The sequence below is a fragment of the Hufsiella arboris genome (assembly GCF_009834875.1).
GTDB lineage: Bacteria > Bacteroidota > Bacteroidia > Sphingobacteriales > Sphingobacteriaceae > Hufsiella_A > Hufsiella_A arboris.
The window spans coordinates 373,188-392,710 of sequence record NZ_WVHT01000001.1 but is presented as its reverse complement, the minus strand read 5'-3'; the positions used below and the strand labels follow the sequence as shown (position 1 = coordinate 392,710).

At 42.6% G+C, this 19,523-nt stretch carries 17 protein-coding genes; 1 reads left to right on the top strand and 16 read right to left on the bottom strand.

Annotation, left to right across the window (positions count from 1 at the left end; genetic code table 11):
* Window positions 1–2 precede the first annotated feature (2 nt).
* The 14 genes from GS399_RS01720 to GS399_RS01660 form a co-directional block, all read right to left on the bottom strand.
* A complete protein-coding gene (locus GS399_RS01720; RefSeq protein ID WP_160842848.1) occupies window positions 3–3,191 on the bottom strand; it encodes a baseplate J/gp47 family protein in 3,189 nt (1,062 codons plus the stop codon).
* A complete protein-coding gene (locus GS399_RS01715) occupies window positions 3,188–3,619 on the bottom strand; it encodes a GPW/gp25 family protein (RefSeq protein ID WP_160842847.1) in 432 nt (143 codons plus the stop codon). Before GS399_RS01715 ends, GS399_RS01720 begins: the two co-directional genes overlap by 4 nt.
* A gap of 19 nt (window positions 3,620–3,638) precedes the next feature.
* On the bottom strand, window positions 3,639–3,890 hold the full coding sequence (locus tag GS399_RS01710; protein WP_160842846.1) for a hypothetical protein: 252 nt from the start codon (window positions 3,888–3,890) through the stop codon (window positions 3,639–3,641).
* A 4-nt stretch (window positions 3,891–3,894) separates the two neighbouring features.
* Window positions 3,895–5,772: a type VI secretion system tip protein VgrG gene (gene vgrG / locus GS399_RS01705; RefSeq protein ID WP_160842845.1), complete on the bottom strand. Its 1,878-nt coding sequence runs from the start codon at window positions 5,770–5,772 to the stop codon at window positions 3,895–3,897.
* Window positions 5,765–6,496, bottom strand: a complete 732-nt coding sequence (locus GS399_RS01700) for a CIS tube protein (protein WP_160842844.1) — start codon at window positions 6,494–6,496, stop codon at window positions 5,765–5,767. The genes vgrG and GS399_RS01700 overlap by 8 nt, the downstream gene beginning before the upstream one ends.
* A 2-nt stretch (window positions 6,497–6,498) precedes the next feature.
* Window positions 6,499–6,657, bottom strand: a complete 159-nt coding sequence (locus tag GS399_RS20615) for a DUF5908 family protein (protein ID WP_202409354.1) — start codon at window positions 6,655–6,657, stop codon at window positions 6,499–6,501.
* A gap of 2 nt (window positions 6,658–6,659) precedes the next feature.
* Window positions 6,660–7,205 carry a phage tail protein gene (locus tag GS399_RS01695; protein WP_160842843.1) on the bottom strand — a complete coding sequence of 182 codons (546 nt, stop codon included), beginning with the start codon at window positions 7,203–7,205 and terminating at the stop codon, window positions 6,660–6,662.
* Between the two features lie 9 nt (window positions 7,206–7,214).
* Window positions 7,215–7,649: a phage tail protein gene (locus tag GS399_RS01690; RefSeq protein WP_160842842.1), complete on the bottom strand. Its 435-nt coding sequence runs from the start codon at window positions 7,647–7,649 to the stop codon at window positions 7,215–7,217.
* 48 nt (window positions 7,650–7,697) lie between these two features.
* Window positions 7,698–9,227: a phage tail sheath family protein gene (locus tag GS399_RS01685; protein WP_160842841.1), complete on the bottom strand. Its 1,530-nt coding sequence runs from the start codon at window positions 9,225–9,227 to the stop codon at window positions 7,698–7,700.
* Window positions 9,228–9,241: 14 nt separating this feature from the next.
* The gene (locus tag GS399_RS01680; RefSeq protein ID WP_160842840.1) at window positions 9,242–10,294 is read right to left on the bottom strand and encodes a hypothetical protein; all 1,053 of its coding nucleotides are present in this window, start codon (window positions 10,292–10,294) and stop codon (window positions 9,242–9,244) included.
* 9 nt (window positions 10,295–10,303) lie between these two features.
* Window positions 10,304–10,915, bottom strand: a complete 612-nt coding sequence (locus GS399_RS01675) for a Pvc16 family protein (protein ID WP_160842839.1) — start codon at window positions 10,913–10,915, stop codon at window positions 10,304–10,306.
* 64 nt (window positions 10,916–10,979) lie between these two features.
* Entirely contained in the window at window positions 10,980–11,750 is a 771-nt protein-coding gene (locus tag GS399_RS01670) for a glycosyltransferase family protein (protein ID WP_160842838.1), read from the bottom strand.
* A 34-nt stretch (window positions 11,751–11,784) separates the two neighbouring features.
* Window positions 11,785–12,378 carry a class I SAM-dependent methyltransferase gene (locus tag GS399_RS01665; protein ID WP_160842837.1) on the bottom strand — a complete coding sequence of 198 codons (594 nt, stop codon included), beginning with the start codon at window positions 12,376–12,378 and terminating at the stop codon, window positions 11,785–11,787.
* A 33-nt stretch (window positions 12,379–12,411) separates the two neighbouring features.
* Window positions 12,412–14,607: a glycosyltransferase gene (locus GS399_RS01660; RefSeq protein WP_160842836.1), complete on the bottom strand. Its 2,196-nt coding sequence runs from the start codon at window positions 14,605–14,607 to the stop codon at window positions 12,412–12,414.
* Window positions 14,608–14,980: 373 nt separating this feature from the next.
* On the opposite strand from GS399_RS01660, the gene GS399_RS01655 reads away from it, so the two are divergent.
* On the top strand, window positions 14,981–15,763 hold the full coding sequence (locus GS399_RS01655; RefSeq protein WP_160842835.1) for a response regulator transcription factor: 783 nt from the start codon (window positions 14,981–14,983) through the stop codon (window positions 15,761–15,763).
* A gap of 7 nt (window positions 15,764–15,770) precedes the next feature.
* On the opposite strand, the gene GS399_RS01650 is transcribed toward GS399_RS01655, so the two are convergent.
* Window positions 15,771–16,952 (bottom strand): PepSY-associated TM helix domain-containing protein, encoded by a 1,182-nt coding sequence (locus GS399_RS01650; protein WP_160842834.1) that lies wholly within the window; start codon window positions 16,950–16,952, stop codon window positions 15,771–15,773.
* Between the two features lie 58 nt (window positions 16,953–17,010).
* Window positions 17,011–19,440: a TonB-dependent receptor gene (locus tag GS399_RS01645; protein WP_160842833.1), complete on the bottom strand. Its 2,430-nt coding sequence runs from the start codon at window positions 19,438–19,440 to the stop codon at window positions 17,011–17,013.
* Window positions 19,441–19,523: the final 83 nt, after the last annotated feature.

The following is a 19,523-nucleotide window of genomic DNA, read 5'->3' as shown; positions in this document are numbered from 1 at the left end:
GATCAGTCGTTTATTATCACATGATGAGGCGCCGAAACCAAAATAGATGCCGGGTTGGAAGCTTCGGCCACTTCCGTATTTTTACCAAAGGAAAATTTGGTTGGAGAGAACTTGTAAAGGGAAAAATCTGTGAGGTAATCTACAAACTCCAGGTCTTCCAGGAATTTGATAATCATCGATTTGGTCACTTTTCCGCCAAAATGAATGTCGCTGCCGGTATTGGTTATCCAGGGCGATAAAAACTCCTGTATTTTCTGATCAATTATCTTCTCATAATAATTGAATTCATAACCTTTTTTTAGTTTCACCCGTATGGAAACTTTTACCTGCTCATACAAAGGATTTATCACTTTAAACTGCGACCATGCAGATGAATGCTCCGACAGAAATGTTGCTATCTGATCAAGGGTGTTTTTGTCAACCTTTGGCCGTAACGGATCCACCGCATTCCGGTTAGTTAAATCGGGCACCACCACAATCAACGTATTGCCAGGCGAATAAAATGAAGTAGTTGAAGCGTGATTTATACATTTCACTTTGTGTACACCGGGGAAATGCTGCAGGATGAGGCGCTCATAATCCCATATTGCAATGCTTCGCTCTTTGTGCCTTAGCCGCTCACTTACACGAATGTAGTAGGAACGGTCGTCTTCCTTCATCCGGCCACCGAACGAAGCATAAGGCTGTGATACTTTTTTGATATATGCGACATCGGTTTTTAACTTACTAATGGTTTGAGCTGGCATCGCATTAGCGAGATACTGCGGATCATTATCCTGGTTGTCAAATACAACGATCGCCGCGTTGCTTTGAACATCGAGCAGGCTGCAAACGCCGTCTGTATCTTTTTGTATAGATGCTTTCAGCCAAAGTAATCCCGCAGGAAGAATGGTATTGAGAGTAGTCGCTTCTTTCGGAATAACAATATTTATTACGCCGCTTGTCAGTAAGCCATTTGTTGTATCGAAAATAAAATCTTCATTGCTCAACGATTTCCAGTAGTTATCACAAAGAACACTCCAGGCAATTGATATTTTAGGTTTTTCAGGATTGGCGCTACCTTCGGCTACCTGAAAGAGTAACGAAACAGAATCCTCAGCATATAAATCGCTTAAGCCAATCATCAACGATCCTTCCGAACTGTATTCGGGCAATAGTTTTACCAGGTTGTTTCCAAGGAAACTAAGTTTGCTTCGTGTGTATGCGTGTTCGCGCATCTGGCCGAAAGCGCCATATTGAAAAAACTCGATCTCTTCGTCGACATAATCATTTAAGGCGGTACTGTTAAAAGCGATTTTGGCGGTTGTAGTGGTATAATTCAGTGTTAACGATTGTATTTCCGGCGTAAAGGGTTCGGCAGGTAATTTTAGCGTTCCGCCTTCACGGCTGAAGCGCATAATTTCGGCGGTATATTTATCGCGATAATCTTTAAACAGGAAGCTATGTTCCAGGCGAAGCTGAAGCTGACCTTTGCGAATATCTTTATAAACATTAAATAAAGCCTGCAATACCGGCTTGTATATCTGTAAGGTCATGGCCGATTTAGCCTGCACGAACTGGGTTTTATTTTGCAATGTCGAGAAGCCGGGAACCAGGTATGATAATTTGCTGGTTACAGCTTGCTGAACAGATTGTCCAGGATTGATTGAATATTGCCCCGGATCAACGTAGTACGGAATGGTAAATTGAGGGAGGATATAAAAAGGGAATAAAACCGGGAATGCCGGGTTGGTAAATTTCCATGTCGTAGTAAGTTGTGCGTTTGATGCATTAAACAGCTGAACTGATTTAAATCGTTCCTGCCAGGTGAAGCCATCTTTAAAGGCGGCAGTTGCAGTGAAGTTTGCATTGCCGTTGTTCGACTGGTTATAATTAACGAAATAGTTAGCGAGGTTCGAATCCGGAATATTTTTCCAATCAACATCCAGCCAAAATTCTTTCAGTCGCTTGGAGAAAGTTTCTTCATGACGTACATAGAAATTTGAGTTTTTATCAGATTGTGAGCCAAATGGGGCAAACGGTTTTTTAGGATTCAACGTGCCGGAATCATTTTCAAGTTCCATCGAAGTAATTTCCTTAACATCCACTTCGATGGTCGCATCAATCAGTTCGGCATTCATGAGATTCTGGTAACCAAAATCGGATTTTTCGTTATTTATTAGTAGCTGTAATACAGGACGAATTGTATCGAAGTCGCCACCATGAATGCCTTTATCATAAGCGATTACCGCCGGCTCGTCCTTAGTTATATTGACGACAATCGTCATGTTAAAAGTCAGGTTATCGGATGAGCTGATAGTTGCAGAAGTAAGTTTTGGACCTATCCAGCCTTTTTCGCCGGTGAGGCTAACGCGAAACAGATTAGTGGTTAAAAGGTTGTTTTTCGCCGATTGGTCCAGGTTTTTTAATGTAAGATTCAGGGTAACGGTCCTCGTTCCTTCTTTCATTTTTAAAACATCGCTGGCCAGGCAGAAGCCGACTTGTGCTGCCGGCATTATCGAGTTACCGAATCCGCTCCATTTAGGATTTGACGGATCTAAGACTGCACCGACACCATCTGCAGAATTAGCGATTGGTGCCTGATGTAAATAATTTTTGTTGTAGGGATTTACAAACAGCGACTTTAGCTGAGATACTTTTGATGCGTTTACAATAATGTTATGCGTCAGTTTGTAATTCAGGTCTTTCTTTGTCTTGTCCTTGCCCGCCAGCAATGCCGATCCCGCAGTGAGGAGGGTGTTTTCAGCATTTTTTTTCAGCTCAAAGATTACATGAGCGCTATCGGCAACCGGCGCATTTCTGTTGAGTTTTAAAGCGTCCTGGTAATAGAAATCCAAGTGACGTTTAGTGAGTGTATTAATAAGGTCTTTAGGCTTTTCCAGCAGTTCAACAAAACTGTTCCAAAGGCCGATATGTGGCGGGAGGGAGGCGCTTTCTGCCAATTCATTTAATTGAGTAATATCCAGCTCATAAAAACTTTCCCAGGTTCCATTTTCAATCAGCTTTTTGTTCTGGTCAACGTCAAAAAACTTCAGCTGTTTGGATACTTCCTGAACATACTTTAGCAGGTCTTCCTTGCTCCGCTGGTCGACAGGAACAAGAGAAGGATCCAGCCAATCGGGCATTCGCTGTTCCTGCGTTTGTCCGTCGCGTTTCAGGATTACCTTATAATCGATTGCTTTTGCACTCATGCCGACTTGTTATTAGCCTCATTGAGGTAGAAAGGATAAACCAGGTTGAACCGTGTATTGGTATTGATTACTTCATAGTCGACGGAAATATCTATCCGGCCTTCGTAAATAAAGTCAGTAAGCAGTTCAATGGTTAATAGTTTTATTCGCGGTTCAAATAGCAGCACCGCATTTTTTACGGTTATTTTAATTGCCGTTTGGGTGGATGCGCTTAGTCCTTCAAAAACATAGTTATCAAGATTGCAGCCGTATGAAGGTTGGAGAAAGCGTTCACCGATAGTTGTTGAAAGCAATATTTCCAGGCTTTTATTAATATCTTCTTCGTCTGCTGTCATCACAACCTGCCCCGTTTGTTTGGAAAATGCTGGAGGAAAACTCCAACCGCGACCCAGAAACGAGCGTTCGGTTATATCGTTAATATTTGCCATGAGTAAGAATAATTTAAGATCACTGAATTTCAACGGTTGCGTTGTACAGTGTTCCGTCGCCAAATTTTGTTTTAATTACAAATGCTTCCGGATGTGCCTTCAGGTGGTTAATTACCCCTTCGGCAACGGCAATGCATAAAAGCTGCATCTGTTTATTGTCGGGCGGAGGCGGCTGCCCCATTATTTCGTTATAGTGATTATTAAAAGCAGTTTGAATAGCTTCTGCCATGCTGCTCGAAAAATCTGATTTTGTACCTGCTTTAAGCGCCATAAAACTATCCTGTTTTAACTTTGACTGACAATAATGCCGGCGTTGGAGGGCTCATTGGTTGCGCCGGAATCATAGGGCTTACCGGTAATCCCAAAGCTGTTTGGCCTACGTGAGTATGGGTTGTATAAGTCTTAACAATATCGGTTAAATAAGTCAGCAGATCATCGCCAAAAACCAGGGGATGAGCAGCGCCGTCAACAAGTTCAATTTGCGGTGCATCTACAACTACTTTGGAGTTGCCTTTGATTTTTATAATACCACCGTTTACATCGATATGAATTTGATTATCCTTCGAATCTTTAATCGTTACTGAAGCCGGTTCAGTAGTGATTTTGTGTCCGCTTTGATCTTCCAGGCTAATTCCTTTCTTATCATCACTGATAAAAGCTTTATTCTCTCCGGGAGTTTCTATTAAAATTTCTTTGATCTCATCGTCAAACGTGAGTTTCAGTTTTTCGCGCGAGGTATAGCCTTTCTTAAAATTATCATTAGTCGGATCTATCGGCGATACTTTATTGGAACTATGCAACATCCCCAGAATAACAGGGTATCTTGGGTCGTCAAACAAAAAGCCTAACACTACTTCGTCACCAACGTCTGGCCTGAAAAACAGGCCGCGTTCGTTTCCGGCATCCGCTAACGCGATTCGTGCCCAAACTCCATCATCGTCAGCGTTTATGAAGGGCATTTTCACTCGTACGCGCTGTTCATTTTCCGGATCCTCATTGTCGGTAACAATGCCGGTATGGAGACCGATCACTCCGGGTAATAATCCGCCGGCTTTTGGTGCGGTTACCTGGGTTTCTTCGATGAACCAATCTGGTGTGTGACCAAACTGAGCATGTGTTTTCCAACCATCGGTAAGGGTATATTCCTGCCTTACGCCGCTAACAAAGGCTTTTCCATTGAAGCGATCGCCAAGGCTTGTAAGTTGTATTACATCGCCGGGATTGATGGTTGCGATGCCCTGAAATTTCGCTTTGCCCCGTATTTTTGCCAGGCGTGATTTAAGCAGTTGCGCATCGGCCCAAGCCTGGCGCTCGTCTGGAGCAAGGGTTGCTGAATGACTCAGGATAAATTCTTCTGGCCCTGCAACCGCCGCAAGATCGGTATTGGGTAGAATTCCCTCTTCTTCGAGATCGGAAGGATCGTTTGCGGTCGATTCGGCAATTTCCTGGTTTGCCATATCCCAGGCTTTGCTTTTCACCGCAGCAAACTGATTGCGGCTATCCATTTCGGCGTCGAGCTCAATAAGCGTATCACCATGATTGAGGGAAAGTGTCGCATCGCCGGTTACCGTCGGTGTTTTGGTTTCAATCTTTCCGTCGTTTGTCAATATCACTTTACCGGTTGCTTCCGCGCGGCTTAAAATAAAATCCCAGTCGGTTGTATTGTACTGGACCATTTCCTTGTGGGTAAGATCGCTTGTTTCGATATCCACATCGTTAAAACCGTCCGCTTGTAAAATCTGGCTGATGATATCGGAATCCGTAGAGTCATGAAAATATGCGTTCTTCCGGCCGATGGTAGTTTTAATTGCTTTATGCCGGCATTCAACGATCAGTTGAGGAGCCGAGGCACTGCGCACTTTGATCGACTGCTTAATCACAATTCCGGTAAAGATGCTGGTTGATTTCTCCGGATCGCCGGCTTCAATTACTATTTCATTGCCCGGGGTAAATAAGTCGCCGTCGGTTAAAGGGAACTTTCCATCCGACGCATCACCATCCTGGAATATTAAAGTCGCCGAAGATATTTTATTAACGACCTTGGTGATGTGGACTCCAAGTTTGGCAACAGTTGCCGGTATCTCCGTTCCGCTTATTTTGATCCGGAATTCGGCGACGGATTCTACCGCGGGAATGAGCCTTTCTTCAGACATTTTTAGATTGCTTTACAGTTTTATCGAATGGCGGAAAAATCAACTTTTGACCGGGTTGCAAGTCTCTGAAATTTTGGAGTTTATTGATCCTGGCAACTTCCAGGTAATATTTAAAGTCGCCATAGATTTTTTCAACCATTCCAGGAAGTGTATCTCCTTCTTTAACAATACGAACATGTGTGAGATCCGGCGACTCTTTTCTGTCTTCCGCAAGCTGTTTTTCAGCAGCAACTTTTTCCGCAAACGTTGCGCTAATAATCACGCGGAGCGGCGTTCCATCAAACTTAAACAGCTTATATTGAATGGAAGTCGTTTTTAGCTCACAGTCAAACTCGTACTGATTGGTACGTAACCAGGTAAGATGTCCCCAGGTAATACGCAGAAATGATGTTCTGTGAACTTTTCCGTCGTAACCTATAGTTTCATAAAACTCCCGGATTTTAGAGGGTACATCCAGTTTAACCCCGTTTGCATTGGTCCCGTCGAGAAAGAACTTTAAAGAAACTTCAAGCGGTTTTGTTCCGAGAAATCCTCCGGCGCTTCCGTTTGCTCCCGCCGCATTGGTGCTTTCGGTTAAAACCGAGTAGTTTAAGGTAAACTCATCCGGGTTAATGAATGCCGTGAAAGTTTTACTTGCCGTCCCTTTTCTTTTAATATCCGGCCAGGATTCGATTTTAAGTTTATCGGCCGACTTTCCGGGCAATAAACCACTGATTATATCCATTGTCAGCGTTCATTTTTTTGTTTGATGATTTCCATGACCTGTTCCACGCATTCCTTGATGATCTCTTCTTTCGTAGAGGGATTAGCTGTGGAAGAACCGCCTGCCGGATTATTGTCGGCAACGGTTACTGATATTGCAATTTCCTGAATGATTAGTGGCATAACTAGAAGCTTACAGAGCCTGAAATTCCGCCGCTTACCGCACCGGCGACGGCTCCAATAGCGCCGGTTACAAGATCGCCGATGCCCATCGGTTTAAAGTACTGGTAGGTCAATTCCAAAGTTTCAATCACCAGGGTGTTTTGCTCGGCATTGAATTCAGAAACATCAATTTTTGTCGGATAGGCGTTAAAAACATGCCATACATTAAGCGGAATATGGCTGTCATTGAGCAGGCTGATCAGAACATTTTTGGGTTCAAATTCAAAGTTTTCTATCGCATTTTTGCACCAGTTGGTGATAAATGAACCGATAAACATGCCACGCTTCAGAACCAGTTTGTTGAATTGTGGAACGTTCGGAAACTGGTGTTTAAACCGGTTTTCGCCACCTTCGGCCACGGTTTCAGTTGCGATGTTGACACTCAGGCCACTTACGCTTTGAAAACGAATATCCTGCGGAGTTTGCGGAAACATTTCAATCACTACCAGGAAATGAAACCCGGGAGGCGGATAAATTAACCCGTCGATAATACCACTGATCAGACTCATAGCCGTTTGTTAATCACCGTTATTGATAGTGAGGCCTTCGTGCGCCAGGTCTAGCTGCTCGATGGCAACTTCGCTGCCGTCTGCCTTCAGATCTGTACTCTGTATCTTAACAGGAAAAGCATTTTTAATTTTCCATACCACAACAGGGTCGTGGTTTTCATTCAGCAATGAGATTGTCAGATCACGTCTCTCAACGGCATTAAGCTGGATGGTATTGAGCCAGCTGTAAAATTCATTATCGCCGGCAAAAACACCCCGTTTTAAGGTGATGTTGCTAAACTCCCGCATTCCGGGCATTTTAATTTTACTATACTCGGGCGAGGCGCCGTCTCTGTATTCAATCAGTTTATTTTCAATATTTAGTCCGCTAACTTCAGAGAAGCCAATTTTCGTTCCACCCCAAGCAACGGAGAAGTGGAACTTCGGAAGAGGATATGTTGCCATTTGATTTTTATTTGTGCTATTAGTTTGAGTAACTTTTAAGCTGGTTAATTAAGATTCCTGGAGTTTGTGAGAGAATTTCAGAATAATAAATTCTGCCGGGCGAACAACCGCCATGCCGATTTCGATGTTCATCCTTCCTTCCAGGATGTCTAATGCTGTCATGGTGGTTCCTAGGCCAACCCTTACAAAGAATGCCTGTTCCGGTTTAGCACCAGCCAGCGCTCCGGCCCGCCATTGCTTGATAAGGAAATTTTCGATCATGGCTCTTACCCGAACCCAGGTGTTAGCATCGTTAGGTTCAAAAACAACCCATTCAGTGCCTTTTTTAATTGATTCTTCCGCGAAGATGAAAAAGCGGCGCACCGGAACATACCGCCATTCATTGTCATTTCCAGCAAGTGTTCTGGATCCCCATACTATGACGCCTTTGCCGGTAAAATACCTGATGGCGTTAATTGATTTTCCGGAGGTTGGGTCGACATTTAACGACATCTGATCTTCGTGCGATATTTTCAGCGAAGCAGCATTTACATAGGCCAGTGAGACGTTAGCCGGTGCTTTCCAAACACCGCGCGAACTATCGACGGCGGCGTAAACTCCCGCAATGGCCGAAGATGGTGGCAAAACGATATTTAGTTTTTGAAGCTGAAGTTTTATCTGGTTGTAAAGTTCAGTGTTCCCTGCAACAACGGGCGGATCAACCGGAGAAGAAAGCGATCCCGAAACCTTTTGAAGATTCAACCCGGAGCGCACAGACGCTTTCAGGGTTGTTGGGGGATTTAAAATTGATCCGAGATTAATGAGGCCTGTGGTAGTATCAGTTTCTTCGGTACCATTTAGATTGTAAACGATATTTACCGCGGCATCATCATACCGGTAAGTAAGCGTGGTTTCCAGATAAGGGAAATACGCCGCTCCATACTTCATTAAATCGAGGTTGCTGCCTAACGTAGCGGTGTTCCTGAAATCGTCGGCAGAACTGTTGATGTCGTTAAATGTTCCGGTGCTTTGTTTTACATCGATAATTGTAAAACGATCCTGTAGTGTGAAACACTGGCTTAACGCCTCGTTTATCAGCGTATAATAAGTTGATGAATCTAGTGAAGGTCCGTCAGGAAAAAGTAGCAGAGTCGGTTCGTCAACCTTGGCAATTTCTGCGAGCCCATCGCTCAATTTATCAGCGCTTAAAGTGCCAGCGCTATATTTATCTGCAGAAACGATATAACAAGGGCCGCCACCATTGGCAAAATACATTTGCAAAGCATAATACATTTTGAATTGCGACTTATCATCTTGGTCGATAGATGCATTGATGGTCCGGGTGGTCGATCCGGCATCGTCGGTATCAGTAATGGTTATTGTAATGGCGGTTTCTTTTTCAGCCAACCCGTAAAGTTGTTCATACTCAAGGAGCGAAGTAATGCGCTGGGGCTTATTGCCAAAGTCGTTGCCATTAAATTCTGATTTCTCGGTATAACCAATGAAAGCAGGAATTGCGGTTTCCACTTCCGCTACCGAAGGTGGAAACGTAGGGATCTCCTTGATGTAGACCCCCGGTGTTTTAAATACATCAGCCATGGTGGTATTTTAGTTTAAATTGTTATTAAAATATCTGAGAAGGTATCTGCGCCTTCCGTTTTTATTAGATTTAAAGGAGGGTTGGGCAGATTAGCAATAATGACTTTGTTGGTATTGTCGCTTAATTTGATTCCGGTGACAGGTTCTTCCGTTAGCGGAAGCGCATTGTTTGAAGATGCGATAAACACGCCTTCTGGTGTGCCGCCTGCTAAACTGAAATTGATGGGCGAGCCATTCGTTTTACCAACGGTTACCGAAGTAATTGCGGGGTTGAATTTGCGCGTAATGATATAGCGCCATTTTGTGGCCCGGTTGGTAAAAGGAATCTCGTAGTTTTTAGTGGTGATCGAATGGTCGGTTGCCTGGAATTGATATTCTGCGGGCAAGCTGTTCTTATAAAAAATTTCGATGATCCCGAATGTATCGGCTTGCTCGCCAGCGTCGATTGAATAAAATAGTGCTTTTTCTGCGCCGTCAACAAGGAATCGGGTTCTACCTCCCGAAAACTTATGCAGATCGAAAGAGTGGTTGAAAATATTGTTCGAGTTACTCAGCTCCTGCTGGAAGCTTTCGCCGCTGTCGAGAAATTCGAGCCTGCCGGTTTGAGTGGCGGCTGTATTGCTTTGTGCCGATGAAAAACTTCCGCTCGCAAAGGGCAGCAAGTCCGCATCAGATACAATTTTGCTGGTGGCGTTTGAGACAAGCAGCGGCTTATTTGCGGTAGAAAGATTATTGACCAGGTTGTTAAAATAATAATGATTTCCAAGAGGCTTAAGCAGGTTCAGATTTGAGATATTCTGGAAAAAACTGTTTTTAAGTTTCAATAAAAAAGTAAACTTCAGCCCCTCTGCCAGTGGGTTTTGGATAAAATCTTTATTGGCCTGGGTTTTTACCTTCGCATATAACTTTCCGCCAAATTCCGTCTGCAAGAAATGCAAGCCCATGGTACTAATAAGTTTCTGACTGCTTTTTGTAGGTTGTACAATTAAGTCCGGGCTCTTACCCGATTTATAGAAAGTGTGTGGAAACTCGATGCTGAACAGCGGTTTATATTTGATCTGGATCATTTCAAGCACTTATTTATCTGTAATTGTAACCTCTGTAATTGGCGGAGCTGACATTTTAGGTTCAAAGTCAATAAAGCTCATTGTGCGTATTTTATAAACCACGTTAGGCATGTATTTGGCACCAAGCGCGGCCCAAAGATTGTTTTGCTGCTCAAAAGTGGTGGAGTGGAGGGTAATTAACAGGCGCCCAACTTTTTGCCAGGGTTTATCGGCGTCGACCTTTGCATTGATTTGCGGGTATTGTCCGCTGTCAAAAACCTGGTTGCCCTGGAAAAATGAAATCACATAGGATAAGAGTCGCAGCGCAGTCGAATAGTTATTGGCGAATACCGAAAACAATACAAATGCATTGATATTAACAGGTGGATTTATCACCTCGATTCGATCGTCAAACTTTTGGTAATTGTATTGGGAATCTGCAATCCTGTCTTCTTCAATATTTATAAGAGTAATGATGATTTTGGATACGTCGGCACCATCTGTCGATACCGCGAATGTTCCGTCCGGATTCATTAACGACGAGATTACAGCGATATCATCGTTACCAAAATTGGTTGGATCTTTTCGTTTGAGATACGAGTTAAGCTCGTCGGATAAAAACTCAAATGCGGTGCGTAGCATGATGCTATTGTTTATATGTGATTTTAAGCTTGAACCGGTTGCAGCAGCTCCGTTGGATTGAATATTAAATTAAACCGCGCCAATAATCGGGTACCATCTCGATTTCGATAGGAGTATTGGAGCAACTATCTTCATAAAACCATTTCTCGAATTGCTGGTCGTCAATAATCCGGTTTTGATAACCCCAGTTCTCGTCGACATCCCGTTGATTCCATGGGCCGGAAGCGCGTTGTTTGTGGCGGTCGTGGCAAAGATCATAATCAACCCGATGAAGGTGTAAAAGATATAAGGACGGATCAACAGAAGTTTTGCCATCAACTCTTACATGCAAGCCTCCATGCCACTGCATTGGAACGGTGGCAAGCAGGGGTTTTGAATATGAAGGGTTATGGTACCAATGGAACCGTTGCTCTAAAATCGGCTGTTGAAGATTTAGCTGTTTTTCGCTGTTTTTGATATGTATGATTTCGTATCCGCGGCAGTTTACAAACTCGCCTTCAAACCGGTCGATATAATCACCTAAAGTTCCTGTGCGAGGATCCGGAGCCACAATTTCATCTACATCGGTACAAAGAACCACGTCATACCGGGCTATCAGTTTGTTTTGATTTTCCTGGAGCCGGTCGCGGTGCCAGCCCCAGTCAACAACCGGGTGGCTTACTGGTATCCGTACAAAACCGGGGCCTGATGTAGAGCCGTCCGTTGTATCATGATCGATGATATAAATGTCCTCCGGGTGAAAAAATTGCGAGTAATAATGCCACCAGATTGGAAGAAACACTGATTCATTCTTCGCCATTGTGACTACTGCACGAGATTTTTTCTGGTCAGACATTGACATAATTGTAGAAAAATGCTTTACCGGCTGCTTATTTATTCTTTTGAATAACCATCATGCTGTCTTCATGCTGCACCTTCCGGTATCTGCCGGTAGCCAAAACTTCATCGACGAATTTGACTACGCCAGGATAATACGGTGAATAATCATGAAATGCGATGTATCCTCCCGCGCTTACCCAATCGGAAAAATGTCCGAAGTCTCTTGCAACGTTGAAGTGGTCATGCAAACCGTCAATAAAAAGCAGCGAGATCGGCTTATTCCAAACCACGTGATAGGAAACGTCCTTTATCAGTTCTACTTGTGCGGCAACACCCGAAGCTTGTATGTTTTTCAGAAAAGTATCAAGCGTAGGCGCGACAGTATGCATACTTTGGCCCTGAGCACCTATTTGGCCTTCGTGTGGGTCAATCGCATATACTTTTGCTTCCGGAAAGTACGATTTTATCGTGCTGCCAAGAAGCACCGTCGACTTGCCTTTATAGCTTCCCACTTCTACCAGGTTATGAGGCGGCGGCAGATCGATACAGCTTTTCAAAGTAACTGATAACAGAAGATCAGCCTCTTTTTCTGAAAGCCAACCGTCTATGGCCTGAATTTTCTTTAATAATGGCAGTGTTAACATGATTTGAGTTTTATCTGGGCTGGCTGGAATCATTTACTGTTTTTGCAGCACCACAAGTGAATCGGAAAGATGTATTTTCTGATAGCTGTTTTCCAGGATAAGCTCGTCGGCGAAAGCCTTTACATCCGGAAAATAATCGGCATAATCATGAAATGCCAGGTATCCGCCTTTTTTTACGAATGAATTAAAGTGATTAAAATCATTGCTGATGCTGAGGTAGTCATGCAGGCCGTCAATAAGCAACAATGAAATTGGCTGGCTCCATTTTACGTCAGTTGATTTCGACACAACAGAAATAATTGTTTCCGAAAGGCCAGCCTCGCCGATGTTTTTTTTGAAGCTGTCAAGCGATGGCTTGAATGTATATAATCCCTGGTCTGCGGAGCCCAATATGCCGTTGTGTTCATCAATTGCATAAACTTTTATCTTGTCAGAGGCCGACCGGGCGACGCTTCCAAGCAGAACAGTAGCTTTGCCATGATAGCAGCCAACTTCTACCACTTGCGAGTCTGGAAATTTGCAGCAGGCTTTAAGTGCACAGGCTATCAAAAGCTCAGCTTCTCTATCAGTTAGCCAGCCTTCAATTTTTTTAATGCTATTTATAGCTTCAGTTTGCAGGAATAACGATTTGTTGGAGGCATGGTTAACTGCATCTTGAGTCTGTGGAATATAATTGTTTAAATGCTTGCGTGCGTGTTTTCGTAAAACGTCGTCATAATTGCGGCTTACCGGATGCACCCAAAAGGCATATGGATCGTTTAACGCACAGTCGATATCTTGTGTTGAATACGATTTTTGATAGTTTACAAAATCGTGGCAGCATGGGTTTTTTTCAATGTTGTAACCAAGCAGACTAACCAGCGTTGGAAAAATGATTTCCTCTGTCGCCCATATTTTAGTGCGCTGCATAATATGCTGAAGCTGAGTGTTTGTATCAAAAAGTTTGAGCATATCTTTGGCCGCATCGTGTGTAAAAACAGTTGAGGGCCAGAAGGTCCAGTGAACAAACTTTTCTTCACCTTTCGGAAATTTTTTGAGAAAGGGTTTCCACAAGTTGTATTCCTTGAACGGCTGAATTGATGTCCAAACCTCGGTGTTTTTTGCAGTTAAACGTTCAGGCCTGTTTGACAATAATCCAATATTGCTTTTGCCTGCAAGGAATTCCGATATAAAACCGGAGTATCCGGGTTGCATGCTTAACTGGTCGGAATCGACAATGGTAAATATGTCGAATGAGAAATTCTGGAGAGCGAACCTCATGCTTTCTAAAGCAAAGCCATGCAAATAACCGTGCTTAACAGGAAATGAATTGGGATGGATTATCGCACCATATTTTTTGAAATCGAACGAGGATTCGTTTAGCTTGAAATTGGTCCCGCCGTTAAATAAAATAATGATGGAAGATGGGTCGTGATAATGCAGGTTGCGAACCATATCCACCACACAGTCGAGCTTTTCATGAACAAGGCACGCGTAGATGTTTTTTAGTTGTTTCGCAGGTGCTTTAACCGGGGTGCGATCAGTTACAAGTGCTCTTGGCTGCCTGTCCTCGTAATAGTAATCAAAATCCCTTTGCATAATTTTTTCAATATCTTTCACCGGATAGGGATGCCACCAGTCACCAGTTGTCCGTTTCGGGCAGACATTTTGATTGTGGATCATGTGAACTGACATGGTAGGATCGGGTAGCACCGTAACCTGGCTGGATGACGTGCGCCAAACGAATAAACCATCCATGCCTACATTGATTTTTTCGAAAGGGTTTGCCTGCCAGTGTGATCGATAATAACATAAAGAACTTCCCAGCAGCCATTTGCGGTGGTCCGCCGGATAGATGTATTCAAAAGCTTGTTTACATCCCAGGTCGAAATAGAGAAGATTGTTAATTCCGCAAACTTGCGTTTGATGTTTTGCTAACTCTGCAACCTGGTACTTCAGGCGGCGGGGAGCGTACCAGTCATCATCATCCCAGTTGGCAATAATGCTTCCCTCGGCTTTATTGCAAGCAATATTTAGTTTTTCGCCTAGTGTGACCTTTTTTTTAAGACGAATATATTTTATGTTTTCGTTGTTTGGAATAAGATCTTCAATGCTGTCTGATCCGTCGTCAACAATGATGAGTTCTTTATTTGGATGTTCCTGCCGCATGAAATACCGTATAGCATGCGGTATAAATTTTCTGCGGTTGTATGTTGGCATCACACAGGAAACAAGGGGTTGCTGATCCATTAATTCTTTTTAGAAATTATACAGTTTAGCACAGTTCGGATATCAACTCGCGACAGACCTGAGCTTCGCTGAAGGATTGTCACAATGACATCCTGATTTGAAAATTTTGCTGTAATTAATTAAACTGGGCTTGTTTAATTACAGATTATAATCGGGGTTTGCGGGAATCTAAATTATTCCCGGCAGATAAAAGTGAGCACTTTTTTTGCACAGAGCAATAGCTAGAACTAGCTATTTTGAATATTCAGTATCAGCCTGTGAAATTTTAGGTAAAACCCGAACAAAATTGTGCGTGATAACAACGTATTTGGACAATTAAAAAGAACTTTTATGTTTTTATTATATATTTGATTTAACTGATAATCACCCGGCTATGAAAGAAATCAGGCAGTTTTCATACAATGATTTTTTACATTTTTCGTCAAAAAGGAAATCGGTTCAAATACCCGAAACTAATGATCTCGTAAGGGACTTTAATCATCATGCGCTTTTAAACAATCTTTACCCTTCGGCTATATATCTTATAGATTACACGGATAATACCTATTCATCCCTCGATACAAACAACAACAGTTTTCTCGGATATTCAACCCGGTTTTTGATTAATGCAGGACCATCATTTTTTTATAGTCTCTGGAATCCGGAGGATTTTAAGATTTACAATGGACAGATCTTTCCCGAACAAATGGAATTTCTAAAAGACAATGTCAGGGATGATTGCAGCGAATTTACCTTTACAACTAATTATAGGATAAAAAACAAAGACGGATCATGGTCGTCAGTGATCCAACGTGCTTGTTATTTATGCGGTGCAGACGATTGTATCCCGGTCGCATCATTGGGTTCGCTAACTGATATAACACATTTTAAAAATGATTCGAAAATCATTCATATTATTGAGCGAATGAGCGATCAGCACGTGATCGTATTGAAAAACAAGAGCTATTTTCCACACGAATACTATAGCACACTAAGTAAAAGAGAAGTAGATGTTTTAAAACTTGTTTGCAATGGTCTCTGCAGTAAGGAAATCGCCGACAGGCTAAATATCAGTATTCATACAATCAATCACCACCGGCGCAATATGCTCGATAAATCCAACTGCAAAAATCTTTCGGAATTAGTAAACCGTGCGGTAAAAAGCGGAATGCTATAATCAGGGTTCACTCACCCGCAAGCTTCACGTTATTGAAACGACTTCTTCGTGTTGTTACTAATTTTACTCCTGTTTCAGCTTTTGATTTTTTCTTTCTTCTGCCAAGCCACACAATAAACCCTGTTACCGGCAGGCTTGTCGCAATAAGGCTGGCAATAAACGCGATTATTTTTCCAAACAGTCCCAGTATCTGCCCGGTGTGAATAGCATAATTCATCTCGTTAAGCTTCATGCCGACACTTTTGCTTTTATAGGGTTGCGATTTGAGTAACTGAGCAGAAACCGGGTCGAAATGGTAATTGTTTTGCTGATGATAAACCAGAGATTTGGCATAAGCACCGGTTTCGAAGGATTCAGAGGTCTTTTCTGGAAAAGTGACGAAATACATTTCGGAAGCTGGAGACAATTTGAATGTCTGAGCCATGGCTACGTCAATAACCGGGCGGTTTATCGGTTTGTGGTTAATGGTATCAATAACCGGGTGCTTGTCTTCATCGGGATATTGAGCGCCAAGATTAGCGGTGTAAGTGAATGTTTTACGCATCCATTCGTAGTCAATCGCCAGGCCTGTTAGTGCCAGAACCAACGCGATGCTTGCAGCATAAAATCCGAGAACGTTATGAAGATCATAGTTAACACGCCTCCATTTGCTATTCCATTTTATTTTGAAGCTCCGCTTATGGTCTGATTTGCGCTTCGGCCACCACAGAATTATTCCACTAATCAGCATTACAACAAATACAATAGTTGAAATACCTACAATCTGTCTTCCGATTTCGGCCGGTAACAATAAATAGAGGTGGATATACTCAACAATAATGAAGAAGTCGGTTTTTAAATCTTCAGTTTTTAAATGCTTTCCGGTGTACGGGTCGAGATAAACATAATAGGTGCTCGTACTATTGGTGGTGTAAGCCAGCGCGGGACGATCCTTCCCAACATAGCTCAAAAACGAAATTTTACCGTCAGGCACGGCTTTCTGCGCGTTCTCCTTTAAAACTGATGGAGGCAGGTATGGCTGATTACGCGCTTCGACATGTCGATGCGGCTTAGTGATATCTTCAATTTCATCGTGGAAGCAAAACAGGCAGCCTGTAAGGCTTACTATAAAAACAACAAGCCCGCTTGTCAAGCCGAGCCATAAATGAATTCTGCCGATCCAGTACTTTAGGTTCCGTTTCTTTTTCATCCGGTTAAATTGAAACTCCTCCCGGCAAGGCCGGAAGGAGTAATCACACCACTAACAATTAAAATTTGTAGGCTACGCTACCTACAACACTTCTTAATTTCTGAGCGTTCATGGTTGTATAACCAATCCAGTATTTTTCATTCGTCAGGTTGTCAACTTTCGCTGAAAGCCTGAATTTTTTATAATCATAAAATGCTGAAGCGTTTAATACGGTGTAAGATGGAAGTGTGAAAACGCCGTAAGTTATGCTGTTTACGATTTTGTTATCGCTGGCGTAGTTTCCGCCAAATCCAAATCCTAAACCTTTAATTGCAGTTTCGGGTAAGCGGTAACTTATCCATAAATTTGCAAGGTATGGAGATGATGCTGTAGCCGGGCGGCGTCCTTCTACGTCCGCATCAGCTTTTTCGTATTTTGAATCGTTGTAAGTAAAACCTCCCACGATGTTTAATCCTCTGGCCGGATTGGCAATTAATTCAAACTCGATTCCTTTGCTGATCTGTGTTCCATCCTGTATTTGTGCATTTAACGCTCTTGGATCTGATCGCAACATGTTTTCAACCTTGATATTATAGTAGCTCGCGGTTCCGCTAAGTTTTCCTTTCAATGCATCAAACTTAATACCGCCTTCAATCTGATTTGCATGTTCCAGATCTGCATGCTGAGATATTAGATTATTTGTAGCGCTTTCACTGTACGCTGAGAATGTCCCGTGGTTCTTAAAGCTGTTTTGATAATTCGCAAACACAGACAACTGATCTTTTATTGGTTGATAAACAATTCCAAATTTAGGTGACCACGCCGATTGGGTATATCCATCGTAAGGAGATCCAACAATACCGCCTTTGTCATCATAATGATCGTAACGAATCGCTGCCAATACACTGAGTTTTTCAGTAAGATTTAAAACATCCGAAGCAAATGCAGAATAAGTGATTATTTCATTAATTATCGGATAGGTAAAATCAACCGCTCCTGAGGAATATTTTTCTTCCAAATTGACGCCATTGAACTGGCTGTAATCTGTATTCGGAGTAGTAAACGAAACGTTATCGAAGTAACTTCCGAAAAAATGCTGGTCCGAATTTACCCGAAGATAATCAAGCCCAAATACGACCCTGTTGCGCAGTGAAGCAATTTTGAAGTCACCGTTGAAGTTTTGTTGGATTTCAAATATCCTGTTCTTACTGTTATCTGTTGATTGGTCGGCACGGGCAATAGAATCTGATTTACCGGAACTCCCGGGAACCATATAAAAATATGGTGACATTCCATTCGAATAACTATTACTTGCAGTGATATTGGTAGATGATGTAAAAGTTTCCGAGATCTTATAGTTCACCTGTCCAAAAAGGTTTGTACTTCTTGATTTTTGCGCCAATCCATCTCCCATATACGAATTTCGATAGTCGATCGGGACATCCTTTGCATTGCTGTAACCTAACTGGGCAACAGGATAATAAAAGAATATACCTTGCTTGCCAACATTGTGGCCATATGTCAGCTCAGCGTCGAGGCTAATTGACAAACGATCGGTAGGTTTATAAACCAGGCTTGGCGCTACAGTAGATGCATCAGTAAAGCCTACAGTTTGAAATGTTCCCTCATGATTGAACGCCGTATTAAGACGGAATAGTAATTTTTTGTCATTACTTATTGGCTGATTTAAATCAACGCTAATACGTTGAAAATCGAAATTTCCAGCCGAAAACTCCACTTGTCCGCCAAAAGTGTCATACGGTTTTTTTGTGACACGGTTAATCATGCCTCCATATGAAGTTAATGAACTGCCGAATAGTGTCGCAGATGGACCTTTAATAACTTCAAGTCTCTCCAGGTTTACAGCATCGATCTGGTTTGTCACAAGTCCGGCAATACCATTACGCAACGAACTCTGTGTAATGAAGCCTCGTGTGCTATAAAATGAGCCGCCATCACCGCCGCGTCCGGTTGCTTCCCACATTTTTTGAATACCGGTAGCATTACGCATGGCATCATCTACAGTGTAGACTAGTTGATCGTTTAACAATTCCTTGCTCACGGTTGTATATACCTGCGGGTTTTCAATGCGGCTTAGGGGCATTTTGGCAACGTAATCACTCGATTTTTTATCAAATTTATTTACACGCCCGCCGTTGATAACTACTTCATCTAACTCGGCTGAATTTTCAGTAAGAGAAAAGTTGACGGTTTGCGTTGAGTTTGAAGTTACAGAAACCTGCTTTTCCTGACTTCGTAAACCAAGAGCTGATACACGAATCGTGTAATTTCCAGGTTTAAGGCCGCTCAATGTGTATGCGCCTGATTCTTCCGTAGTTGTTCCTGTTTTTGTCCCGACGAGGTTTACTGAAACGTCTGGGGCCGCCTTACCATCAGCAGTTGTTACTTGCCCTTTAATTTTTCCGGACTGAGCAAATGCCGTTATGACAGAAAGGCAAAATGCGAATGTTAGGTATATGGATTTTCTTAAAGGATAAGGTACGTTCATTTTATTTGGATTAATTCTAAACTGCAGCAAATGTATAACGCAACGCGCATAAACCAAAATTATTTTGAATTATTCTAAATAGA